This window comes from Pseudoalteromonas sp. SG43-7 (genome assembly GCF_014164295.1).
Taxonomy (GTDB): Bacteria; Pseudomonadota; Gammaproteobacteria; order Enterobacterales; family Alteromonadaceae; genus Pseudoalteromonas; species Pseudoalteromonas rhizosphaerae.
The window spans coordinates 1-546 of the sequence record NZ_JACJEY010000181.1 but is presented as its reverse complement, the minus strand read 5'-3'; the positions used below and the strand labels follow the sequence as shown (position 1 = coordinate 546).

Sequence of the window (546 nt, the reverse complement as noted above, 5' to 3'; positions counted from 1 at the left end):
TAACGTTTTAAATAATGACTCCGAATAGGGATTATCATTACTCACTGACGGGCGACTAAACGACGGTACAATGCCTAATTCTTGCAAGGTAGCCAATAATGTAGCGCCTTTCATTGGGCTGCCATTATCCGAATGTAACGTGACTTGCTCTGGCTTTATTTGCTCTCGACTGCAAATATCCGTCATCAAATCAGCCGCTAGCGCACTTAACTGTGTATCGTGAACCTGCCATCCCACAATTTTTCGACTAAAAATATCCATCACTAAATACAAGTATAAAAATTCGCCCTTAACCGTTGTTGGCAAATATGTAATATCCCATGTGTAAATTTCGTTCACACTGGTTGCTGTGAGTGCTTTTGGTTTTTTTACCTGCCTGTTTGGCTTCACTTTTTCTCTATGCGTTAATAGGTGGTGACGTTTCATAACCCGATAAAACGAACTCTCGGATGCTATCCATACCCCTTTATCAAGCAACTTGGGCACTATTTTGCTCGGCGGTAAATGCCCATACTCAGCTGAATTGACTGTTTTGATAATACGCTG

1 protein-coding gene is annotated in these 546 nt (G+C 41.4%); it reads right to left on the bottom strand.

All coding sequences use genetic code 11. From position 1 onward, the window contains the following. Positions 1 to 546 (bottom strand): DDE-type integrase/transposase/recombinase (locus H5200_RS23395; protein ID WP_182762888.1); only part of this gene is annotated, 546 nt, incomplete at both ends.